Genomic DNA, 11,378 nt, shown 5'->3' with positions numbered 1-11,378 from the left:
GTTCCATTCCTTGAGACCCAGGTAGGTAATACCGCCTGTTGTAGCGGCAATTTCATACTTCGCGTCAATCAGTGATTTTTTGGCGTCTGGCCAGTTGATGGTATCAGCGCAGATTGGGGGAGAGATGAGAAACAATAATATCCACACGTGCCGGGGCACGGATACAAGAAAGCGCATGCACTTATTTCCTTATATGCAGTTGTCAGTTCCGTTGACGTGCAGAGATCGTGCGCCGCGGTACGAAGGCTGAATTCCAGGAGCCTGCTTGACGGGTGCTTGGCGTATATGTCCCTGCTGTTTGGAAAGTAACCGATCCAAAAATGAAGTGCAAACAGATGAATCTTGTGAGTGAGTGGCGGGTCGTGTTCTAAAAAAATAAAGGCAGAGGATTTGTACGCAGGATTTATTCCACCAAATAAATTTCGTTTCGCCTCAATGATCAAAGCGCGGGCAGGCATGCCCTCTCCAGACTAAGCTGATTCTGCGAATTTTGTCATGGAGTGAAGGATATGACCTTTGGTTGGCGAAAATTTGCAGCAGCAGTTTTACTGCAGATTTTTTCGGCCACTGCCCTGGGAGAAGAGGTAGTGTCGCAGTCAGTGGTGGCTGGAAATGTGGGCGAAGGATTTGACGCCGGTAGTGCGGAATCCGGTGCTTTATCGCAGATGTCGCCTCCATTTGCCAGTGGGAAACCGGATGACGCGCAGCAGATCGTGCAGGTTTCTATTGGAAAGAAAAACAGCAAAGCAGAATGGAATTCTTCTGCAAAGCCTTTCGTCAGTGATCGCATCCAGGCCGTCCGCGACGCCGTCGACAACCCTTTCTCCCTGGCTTCACACCGGGAAAACTATCTGTTACCGGTAGCTTTTCGAAATTTGAGCGAAGAAAGTCTGGTGACAGAAGAGCGGTATGGGATGGAAGAGGTTGAGCCCGCCGAAATACAGTTTCAGTTGTCGCTGCAGGTGCCGATCTGGAGCGGTATTTTGGGTGAGGATTCGTTTCTCAGTTTCGCCTATACCAACCGTAGTTTCTGGCAGGCCTATGCCGAATCTGGACCATTCCGGGAAACCAATCACGAAGTGGAGTTACTGGCGACCTGGGCGAGTGACTGGCAAATATTTGGTTTTCAGAATGTCGTTTCACAGGCCGGTGTCAGCCATCAGTCGAATGGTCGCGGCGCGCCCTATTCCAGGGGCTGGAATCGAGTCTTTGTCGATTTCACCCTGGAGCGGGGAGGCTATTTTATCGGGCTGAAGCCCTGGTATCGCCTGTCCACTGACTCCAGTGCCGGCAGGGGACCGGACCTCGATACGCACTTTGGTAACTTTGAGTTGAGCGGAGGCTATCGCTCCGGCAGGTACACGTCATCCTTCAAGCTGCGCAACAACCTGAGTTCCGAGAACCTTGGCGCGGTGGAGTTGAGCTGGAAATTCCCTATCACCACGCGTGTGCGAGGGTTCGTAAAATATTTTGATGGCTATGGCGAAAGTCTGATCGACTATTCGGTACGTGTGCGTACGTTCGGGGTGGGGTTTGAGCTGGCGCCGGGAATTTTCTAACGGATAAACGGGCCGTGAAGCTACCGGGAGCGCATGACGCGCCGCCCGGTATTCGCAGATTACTGCCAGTTCAGAATGACCTTGCCGGACTCACCGGAGCCCATGGTGTCAAAGCCGGTCTGGAAGTCGTCAATGGAAAACTGATGGGTGATGATCGGAGATAGATCCAGTCCGGACTGGATCAGGCTCGCCATCTTGTACCAGGTTTCGAACATTTCCCGCCCGTAAATGCCCTTCAGAATCAGGCCCTTGAAAATGACCTGACTCCAGTCGATGGCCATCTCGCCGGGGGGAATGCCGAGCATGGCGATCTTGCCACCGTGGTTCATGGCAGACAACATATCCCGGAAGGCGACCGCAACACCGGACATTTCCAGCCCTACGTCGAAGCCTTCGGTCATACCGATATCTTTCATCACGTCAGAGAGTTTCTCTTTCGCGACATTGACGGTGCGCGTTGCCCCCATCTTTTTCGCCAGTTCAAGGCGGTATTCGTTGATGTCGGTGATCACCACATGGCGGGCACCGACGTGGCGGGCTACCGCGGCGGCCATAATGCCGATGGGACCGGCGCCGGTAATCAATACATCTTCGCCCACCAGGTCAAATGACAGTGCCGTGTGCACGGCGTTGCCAAACGGGTCAAAGATTGATGCCAGCTCGTCGGAAATGTTGTCCGGAATCTTGAACGCATTGAGTGCAGGAATAACCAGGTACTCGGCAAATGCGCCCTGGCGGTCCACGCCGACACCGTAGGTGTTGCGGCACAGGTGGCGACGACCGGCGCGGCAGTTGCGGCAGTGGCCGCAGGTGATGTGGCCTTCGCCGGAGACGCGGTCGCCCACCTTGAAGCCGGCCACTTCCTGGCCCATGCCGACCACTTCGCCCACGTATTCGTGGCCGACCACCATGGGTACCGGGATGGTTTTCTGGGACCACTCATCCCAGTTATAGATGTGCATGTCGGTGCCGCAGATGGCGGTCTTGCGGATCTTGATCAGCAGATCGTTGTGACCCGGTTCCGGCACCTCGACATCGGTCATCCAGATGCCGGGTTCGGATTTGAGTTTAGATAATGCTTTCATAAAACTTCTTAAATAATCTCGAGTTCTTTGCCGACTTCAATAAACGCGTCGATGCAGCGGTCGAGCTGTTCGCGGGTGTGTGCGGCAGACATCTGTGTGCGGATGCGGGCCTGGCCCTTGGGCACTACCGGGTAGAAGAAGCCGACCACGTAAATACCTTTTTCCAGCATCTTGTCCGCCATTTTCTGGGCCAGTGCGGCATCGCCGATCATTACCGGGATAATCGCGTGGTCGGCGCCGGCGAGGGTGAAGCCGGCGTCGCCCATGCGCTTGCGGAAGTACTGGGAGTTTTCCTGCAGCTGTTCGCGCAGCTCGCCGCCTTCCACCAGCATGTCGAGTACTTTCAGGGAGGCGGTGACGATGGCCGGGGCCACGGAGTTGGAGAACAGGTAGGGGCGCGAGCGCTGGCGCAGCAGGTCGATGATTTCCCTGCGGCCGGAGGTGAAGCCGCCGGAGGCACCGCCGAGGGCCTTGCCCAGGGTGCCGGTAATGATGTCGACGCGATCGATGACGTCGCAGTACTCGTGGGTGCCGCGGCCGTGCTCACCGAGGAAGCCGACGGCGTGGGAGTCGTCCACCATGACCAGTGCGTTGTATTTGTCCGCCAGGTCGCAGATGCCTTTCAGGTTGGCGATGACGCCGTCCATGGAGAAGACGCCGTCGGTGGCGATGAGTTTGGTTTTGGCGCCGGCGGCGTCGGCGGCTTTCAGTTGTTGTTCCAGGTCGGCCAGGTCGTTGTTGGCGTAGCGGAAGCGTTTGGCTTTACACAGGCGCACGCCGTCGATGATGGAGGCGTGGTTGAGGGCGTCGGAGATGATGGCATCGTCCGGGCCCAGCAGGGTTTCGAACAGGCCGCCGTTGGCGTCGAAACAGGAGGTGTAAAGGATGGTGTCTTCGGTCCGCAGGAATTCCGACAGTTGGAATTCCAGTGCCTTGTGGATGTCCTGGGTGCCGCAGATAAAGCGCACGGAGGCCATGCCGAAGCCGTATTGATCGAGCCCTTCTTTGGCGGCCTGGATCAGGTCGGGGTGGTTGGCCAGCCCGAGGTAGTTGTTGGCGCAGAAGTTGAGCACCTGGGTGTCGTTGTTGACCTGGATCTCTGCGCTCTGTTGCGAGGTGATGATGCGCTCGCGCTTGTAGAGACCGTCGGCCTCGATCTGTTTCAGTTCGTCGCGCAGGTGCTGGAAAAATTGCTCGGGCTTGGACATGGTTTTGTTATTGGCTCCTGTAGTGCTTTTGGCGTAGGGCGATTTTCCTGACCACTGGTGGCGGTGTCGCTACCGGGTGCAGCCTTGTGAGACACGCCGTAAACCCATCCATGGGGGCTCTACACCGCCATCCATGGCGGTGAAGGTCTCACAAGGCTGCACCCGCTATCGGCACCTGCGCGGAAAGCCCTGCAATATTGGGCCTTGCGATGCTAAACCAGCGGTTAGTTTAGGGTAGACCGTGTTGTATAACGATCCGCCCATTTTATTCGGTCAAACCTGTTTATCCGGCCAGTTCACAGGCCTTGTGGGCCGTGACTGGTACGTCGCTGGCGCGGCAATGGGTAGCGAAGGCCAGCGCATCTTCCGTCGAGTCGAACAGCAACTGCCACAGCAGTTGGCGATCACAGCGTTTGACTGCTCTCACGGCCGTGCGACTGCGTTGAGGAGCAATCTGGATTTCGATAACGTCGGTGCTGGATAGCTGAAAGTCGGACATGTTCCCTCCAAAAATTCTGGAGGGCTGACGGCGGAAGAAGCGATTCGTCAGTTAAAAATCGCGTCCCGGTAGGATTGCAACGCTGTAACCAATGTGGTCCAGCGAGAGCCCCATCCTCAACACAGGTGGTACAGGACCAGTCTGTGATGAGAAACCACCTTGCCCCGGTTAGGCAGGTTGGCGTTGGCGTCAGCCACTCTCTTGATGTCGGGAGCAAAGATAGCGGGGAGGGAATGGGCAGTCAACAGCGCCGCCGCGTGGGGCGACGCTGCAGGATTTTATGCGGGAAGCTGTACGGATTTCAGTTCAATAAACTCGTCCAGTCCGGCCTCGCCAAATTCGCGGCCGTTGCCGGAGCGCTTGTAGCCGCCGAAGGGGGCGTCGTAGTTGAACTCACCGCCGTTAACGAAGCACAGTCCGGCTTCAATGCGCCGCACGACGGGCATGGCGGACTCGGCGTCCCTGGCCCAGACGCCGCTGGACAGGCCGTATTCGGTGTCGTTGGCGATGGCGATGGCTTCGTCCATGTTGCGGTAGGGGATCAGGCAGGTGACGGGGCCGAAGATCTCTTCCCGGGCGATGGTCATGTTGTTGCTGACGTCGGCAAATACTGTGGGTTTGACGTAGAAGCCCTTGGGGAAGTCCGCGGGGGCGTCGCTGCCGCCGGTGACCAGGCGGGCGCCTTCGGCGACGCCCTTGTCGATGTAGCCGCGCACGATGTCGCGCTGGCGGGCGGAGGACAGCGGGCCCATAAAGGCCTCTTTGTCGGTGCCCATGGCGACATCTTCCGCTACCTGCTTGGCGATGGCGACGGCTTCGTCGTAGCGCTCTGCAGGCACCAGCATGCGAGTGAGTGCGGTGCAGGTCTGGCCGCTGTTGATGAATACATCTTCACAGCCCCAGCGCACCGCCTCTTCCAGGTTGGCGTCGGGGGTGATGATCAGCGGGGACTTGCCGCCCAGTTCCTGGGTGACGCGCTTGACCGTGGGCGCGGCGGCTTTGGCGACCTCGATACCGGCGCGGGTGGAGCCGGTGAAGGAGACCATATCGATGTCTTCGTGGGCGGAGAGGGCGGCACCGACCACCGGACCGGGGCCGGGCACCAGGTTGAATACCCCGGCGGGCAGGCCGGCGGCGTCGATGATATCGGCCATCACGTAGTCCTGCAGTGGGGTGATTTCCGAGGGCTTCTGGATCATGGTGCAACCGGCGGCCAGTGCCGGTGCCACCTTGCCCACAAACTGGTGCAGGGGGTAGTTCCAGGGGGTGATAAACCCGCACACGCCGACAGGTTCACGGAGCACCACGGAGTGGCCGGCTTTTTCGGTTTTTTCCATTTCCGCGGCGCGGTCGGCGTAGTAGCGCATGGCGTAAATCGGGCCGTCCACGTGCAGCCATTCGGTTATGTGTGCGGGGCAACCGAGGGCTGCGGAGATGGCGGCAATCAGGTCTTGCTTGCGCGCTTCCATGCCGTCGGCGATGGCGTGCATCAGTGCCTGGCGTTTGGCCGCGCGGCTGTGTCGCCAGTCCTTGAAGGCGCGGCGGGCAGCGGCCACCGCAAGGTCCACGTCTTCCGCGGTGCCCTGAATCACGTCGCAAATTTTTTCTTCGCTGGCGGGGTTGATCACCGCGTGCAATTCACCGGCCGCGGAGTTCACCCAGTTGCCGTCGATATACAGTTTGTCGGTCGGCAGTTTTTTCAGGTCCGTCATTGTCTAGCTCCAATAAAATTCACTGTACAGGGCGCATTAATTGCGCTCAGGGCGCGGTAATTTCAATCAGGGTCGGGCCCTTGCGGGCGAAGGCTTCCGCCACTGCGGGTGCCAATTGTTGCGGCAGGTCAATACGGCAGCCCGCGGCTCCGAAAGACTTTGCCAGCGCAACGAAGTCCGGGGTGGTGAGGTTGACCCCCTCCTGGGGTACTTCGGCCTCGTCCATAAAATCGCGAATCTCGCCGTAGCCGCTGTTGTTCCACACCAGGACGGGCAGCGACAGTTGCTGCTCCACAGCTGCCGCCAGTTCACCGAGAGTGAACATGATGCCGCCATCGCCGATCAGGGCAATCACCGGGCGCGAGCCGGACAGTGCGGCACCAATGGCTGCGGGCAGGGCAAAGCCGAGGGTGCCGTAACCGGTGGTGCAGGTAAGATGGCTGCGGGCCTGATACAGCGGCAGCGCGTGGTTGGTGTTGTAGGCCAGCTGGGTGGAGTCGGTCACCAGTACCCCGTTTTCCGGCAGCGCTGCACGCAGTGCCTCAACCCAGGGAAAACGGCCTTCCGAGCCGGGCCACCACTCGCGACGACAGCTGCTGATCAGTGCGGAAATTTCCATCGCTACCGCCTGCTGCCGCTGTGCCTCGCCCGCGGGTAGTGCGGCCGCCAGTTGCGCCAGGCTGGCGCTGGCGTCGGCACAGATGGCGAGATCCGGCGTTGCATTACACACCAGTTGCGCCGGGTCGATATCCACGCGAATCAGCTTGCCGCGGAAGTGGTAATCATCCCGTACCAGGTTGCGATCGGTTTCCGCCAGTTCGCTGGCTACCGCCAGTACCACGTCTGCATTTTCCACGCGCTCGCGCACGGCGGCAAAACTCAGGTTGGCGCCGCCGCAGAGGGGGTGGCGCTCGTCGACCACTCCTTTGGCGGCGAGGGACAGGAATACCGGTGCCGCCAGTTTTTCCGCCAGCTCGGTAGCGGCCTGTCCCGCAGACTGGGCGCCGCCGCCCAGTAGAATTACCGGATTTTTGGCATGCCGCAGCCATTCTGCGGCGGTGGCAATAGCGCTGCCGTTCGCTGCGGGCAGGGCGGGGGCGGGCGCTGCGCGGTAATCATCCAGTGCGCCGGGCATGGGCGCGGGAAACAGGTCGATGGGAATCTCGATATGCACGGGGCCGGGACGGCTTGACTGCATCAGCTGGAAGGCACGGGCGAGTACGTCTGGCAGCTGGCCGGCGCTGGTCAGTGCATGCTGCCAGATACAGAAGCCGCGGCTCACGTCCTGCTGTCGCGGCAGTTCGTGCAGGCGGCCGCTACCGAGGCCGAGATCTTCGCGGCGATTGACCGCACTGATCACCAGCATGGGAACGGAATCCGAATAGGCCTGGGCCATTGCGGTGGCGGCGTTGGTGACACCGGGCCCGGTAATCAGGAAGCAGACCCCGGGTTTGCCACTGGCACGGGCATAGCCATCGGCCATAAACCCGGCGCCCTGTTCGTGACGCGGCGTGATATGGGTCAAGCCGCTGCCCGGCAGGCCGCGATAGAGTTCGATGGTATGGACGCCGGGAATGCCGAACACGGTATCCACGCCGTACTGTTGCAGCAGGTGCATCAGCACCTGCGCGCAACTGGGGCTGTGAGGCAGCGGTTGTGGGTGCATGAGTCAAATACCCGGATTTCATTATTGCATTGGCGCTGGAGCCTAGCCGGCGCAAGATTACTGCGCAAGCGTCCGCAGAGTCTGCGTCCTGACGGTGAAATACACTGGAAAATTGAGTGTAGTCCGGCCCGGAAATGCGGAAAATTGCGTGAATTGGGAATTGGCATACAACTGCGTAAACTTGTGCGCAGTGCTTGTATCTTTTTGAAAGTCAGCAGTAAAGGAAGTGACAGCGATGGAAATTGATCAGTGGCGCCGTGAATACCTGCAGGGTGGCCTGCAGCGCAGCGACCTGGCGGCGGATCCGGTAACCCAGTTCAGACACTGGCTGGATGAGGCGGTGAAGGGCGACATCACCGATCCCAGTGCGTTTGTGCTGGGCACCGCGGATGCCAGCGGGCAGCCGGCCCAGCGCATCGTGCTATTGAAGGGGCTGGATGAGCGGGGCTTTGTGTTTTACACCAACCTGAAGAGTCACAAGGCGTGGGATATTGCCGCCAATCCGAAGGCTTCCATGCTGTTTCCCTGGCACCGGCTCGAGCGACAGGTCAGTGTAAGAGGCGCGGTTGAGGAGGTCTCCGAAGAGGAGGCGGACAAGTACTTCAGTTCGCGCCCTCGCGACAGCCAGATCGCGGCCTGGGCCTCCCACCAGAGCGATGCCATCCTGGATCGCGCGCACCTGGAGGAGGCTTTTGACAAATACAAACAGCGTTTTGACGGCCAGGATGTGCCGCGTCCGGAGTTCTGGGGCGGCTATCGGGTGGTGCCGCGGGTGGTCGAGTTCTGGCAGGGGCGGGCGTCGCGGTTGCACGACCGTTTCGTGTACCGCGCCATGGATGAAGGCAGGTGGCAGATAGAGCGGCTGTCGCCCTGAACGACTGCTTTGTTACCGATAAAACATGCGCGGAAGGAGCAAAACTTTACCGGAGAGGTTATGGCCTGAAGCGGAATACTGGGGAATGATTCCCCTGTGCCGAAATATCGGCCGTTAGCGGGCCCAAAATTCATTTGGTGAATCAGTCGCGCATCCAGATTCAGATGCTGATTGAGGGGCCGCTAACAACGCCCGTGGGTGGGCGCAAAAGATAAAAATATTTTACTTTGGCGACGGAAAAAGCTGAGGTATCTTCAAACAACCGACCGCTGGCGATGACGGTCGGAAATTATAAACACAGCGACAGTTCGGTGCCCGATTACTACCTGTGGGCATGCAGTACCGATCGCAGTGAGTCTGTTGCTGAAAAAGATCCAATAACAATAACCAAGTGCAATGGAGAGAAAACATGGGACGTCCATCGAATAGCCGCACTCTGTCCGGTACCATCATTCACAGTAAAACCCTGCTGACTTCCGCCTGTTCGCTGGCGGCGCTTTCGCTCGCCTGCGGTGTGGGTACTGTGCACGCAGCCGCTGCTGCAGAAGGGTCGGTTAAAACCATTCTTGAAGAGGTTGAGGTCACTGCGCGCAAGCGTGCCGAAGCCGAGCGCCTGCAAGATGTGCCGGTAGCGGCGACTGCCTACTCCGGTGACCAGCTCGAAGCGCTGCAGACCCGGGACCTGGAAAGCCTCGCATTCAAGATGCCCAACGTGCAAATGGACGATGTGGGCACCATCAAGTCTACCGCCAACTTCACCGTGCGCGGCCTCGGTGTCAACAGTTCCATCCCCTCCATCGATCCGACGGTAGGGGTGTTTGTCGACGGCATGTACCTCGGCATCAACGCCGGTGTAATCCTGGATCTGTTTGACCTGGAGGGTATCGAGGTTCTGCGAGGTCCCCAGGGTCTGCTGTTCGGGCGCAATGTAACCGGTGGTGCCGTACAGGTGCGCACCGCGCGCCCCACCGAGGAGTTCACCAGCAAGTTCCAGATCTCAACCACGGACAGCCAGGAAACCAAGGTGGCCGGGGTGGTATCCGGACAGCTGACAGAAAATATCAACGGCCGCCTGACCGCCTATTACAACGACGATCAGGGCTGGTTTGAAAACAAGTACACCGGCAACGATCAGTTCGGTGCCTCCACTACCTGGTTTGTGCGCCCCAGTTTCAGTGTTGAACTGAGCGACAGCGCCGAGCTGCTGGTGCGCATGGAATCCGGCCGCGTGGACAGTGACGGTGTGCCCGGCCAGAACCGCGGCGATTACTCCCAAGCCATTGCCGCCTCTGTTGGCGTCACCGACTGGGACAACAGCGAAGACTCGTTTGAAATTGCCATCGACGAGGAGGGCTGGGCCGAGACCGAATGGAACCAGGTCATCGCCGAATACAATCAGGATGTTGCCTTCGGTAACGGTACCATCACCAATATCCTGGCCTGGCGCGAATACGAGATGATCGGCGAGTCAGATATCGATTCCCTGCCACTGCCGCTGTTCCACTCCGGCAGTGCCATCGACCAGAGCCAGGTGTCCAACGAGTTGCGCTACGCCGGCCGCTTCGGCAATACCTCGATCACTTCCGGGGTTTACTGGTTCAGTCAGGATCTCGAATACCTGGAGCAGCGCAAGATCCTCGGGGTGCTCGCAGCACTCGGTGCGCCATACGATCAGCTGTTCCCGATGATTCAATCCGGCGGTGGCTTCCAGGAGCACCAGGCACTGGGCGTATTCACCCAGGCGGATATCGACCTGAATGAATCCTGGGTGCTGACCCTGGGGGGGCGCTATTCCAAAGAGGATAAAGACGCCGATATCGCGTCCATTGTTGTGGGCAACGGTTGCACCCTGGAAGGCTGTGATGCCTATGACTTCAGCGACAGCGAGAGCTGGAGCGCCTTTACTCCGAAAGTTGGCCTGCAGTGGAACCTGAGCGATAACGCCCAGACCTATGCGGTGTGGACCAAGGGTTTCCGCAGCGGTGGCTACAACATGCGTAACACCGTACCGGGCGAGTCGCCGGGGCCGACGGACCAGGAAGAGCAGAACAGCTTCGAGATCGGCGCCAAGGCCCAGTGGCTGGGTGGCCGCGTGCGCACTAACATGGCGCTGTTCCACAACACCATTGACGATATGCAGCGGGAAGTGAACCTGCCCAGCGAATCTGCCGGTGTGGCGCAGCTGATCCGCAATACCGCCAATGCCACCATTCAGGGCGCCGAATTTGAAATGATGGCGGGTCTCAGCGACAGCCTGCTGATGACCATGAGCCTGGGTTATGTGGATGGCCAGTACGACGATATCTGGCTCGATATCAGCGGTGATGAAGTCGTGGACGGTGCCGATTACGCGCTGGATATTCCGCGTCTGGCGCCCTGGACCTACGGTGTTGGGCTGGTGCACGACCTGGATCTTGGCAACTTCGGCACCCTGTCTTCCCGCATCAACTACAACCACCGCGACGCATCCGCCTACACCGACAACAACCGGGGCATGCTGAGCGAAGTGGAAATGGTGGATTTCAGCATCGGCTACGAGCCGCTGGAAGGCAGTTACCGCCTGGCGCTGTTCGGCAAGAACATGCTGGACGAAGTCAGCGAGGGCAACGATACCCAGCTACCTGAGTCCTTGGGTGGCGCATTTACCCTGGGGCCCAATTCGACCTTTACCCCTCTCAACCGCGGTCGCATTGTCGGACTGGAGTTTAATTACGACATCTGATCGGCGTATCTTCATTCCGCCCCTGGCCCGGCACTGCCGGGCTTTTTTGTGCG

8 protein-coding genes are annotated in these 11,378 nt (G+C 59.2%); 3 read left to right on the top strand and 5 right to left on the bottom strand.

The window, feature by feature from the left end; genetic code table 11:
• Positions 1 to 509 precede the first annotated feature (509 nt).
• Complete coding sequence (locus QZ511_RS04600; protein ID WP_295799632.1) at positions 510 to 1,559, top strand: phospholipase A; 1,050 nt, start codon at positions 510 to 512, stop codon at positions 1,557 to 1,559.
• 59 nt (positions 1,560 to 1,618) lie between these two features.
• Here the strand turns inward: QZ511_RS04600 and tdh are convergent, their stop codons facing one another.
• From tdh to QZ511_RS04575, 5 genes are all read right to left on the bottom strand, one after another.
• On the bottom strand, positions 1,619 to 2,644 hold the full coding sequence (gene tdh, locus QZ511_RS04595; protein ID WP_295799630.1) for an L-threonine 3-dehydrogenase: 1,026 nt from the start codon (positions 2,642 to 2,644) through the stop codon (positions 1,619 to 1,621).
• 8 nt (positions 2,645 to 2,652) lie between these two features.
• Complete coding sequence (locus tag QZ511_RS04590; protein ID WP_295799627.1) at positions 2,653 to 3,852, bottom strand: glycine C-acetyltransferase; 1,200 nt, start codon at positions 3,850 to 3,852, stop codon at positions 2,653 to 2,655.
• A 283-nt stretch (positions 3,853 to 4,135) separates the two neighbouring features.
• Complete coding sequence (locus QZ511_RS04585; protein WP_295799624.1) at positions 4,136 to 4,351, bottom strand: hypothetical protein; 216 nt, start codon at positions 4,349 to 4,351, stop codon at positions 4,136 to 4,138.
• Between the two features lie 278 nt (positions 4,352 to 4,629).
• On the bottom strand, positions 4,630 to 6,063 hold the full coding sequence (locus QZ511_RS04580) for an aldehyde dehydrogenase family protein (RefSeq protein ID WP_295799622.1): 1,434 nt from the start codon (positions 6,061 to 6,063) through the stop codon (positions 4,630 to 4,632).
• Between the two features lie 46 nt (positions 6,064 to 6,109).
• Positions 6,110 to 7,729: a 5-guanidino-2-oxopentanoate decarboxylase gene (locus QZ511_RS04575; RefSeq protein WP_295799620.1), complete on the bottom strand. Its 1,620-nt coding sequence runs from the start codon at positions 7,727 to 7,729 to the stop codon at positions 6,110 to 6,112.
• Between the two features lie 235 nt (positions 7,730 to 7,964).
• Here QZ511_RS04575 and pdxH point away from each other — a divergent pair, with 235 nt between their 5' ends.
• Positions 7,965 to 8,603 carry a pyridoxamine 5'-phosphate oxidase gene (gene pdxH, locus QZ511_RS04570; RefSeq protein WP_295799618.1) on the top strand — a complete coding sequence of 213 codons (639 nt, stop codon included), beginning with the start codon at positions 7,965 to 7,967 and terminating at the stop codon, positions 8,601 to 8,603.
• A 409-nt stretch (positions 8,604 to 9,012) separates the two neighbouring features.
• A complete protein-coding gene (locus QZ511_RS04565) occupies positions 9,013 to 11,325 on the top strand; it encodes a TonB-dependent receptor (protein ID WP_295799615.1) in 2,313 nt (770 codons plus the stop codon).
• Positions 11,326 to 11,378 lie beyond the last annotated feature (53 nt).

Source organism: uncultured Microbulbifer sp. (assembly GCF_913055755.1).
Taxonomy (GTDB): domain Bacteria; phylum Pseudomonadota; class Gammaproteobacteria; order Pseudomonadales; family Cellvibrionaceae; genus Microbulbifer.
The sequence above is the reverse complement of the archived record's forward strand: the minus strand, read 5'-3'. Positions and strand labels throughout refer to the sequence as shown.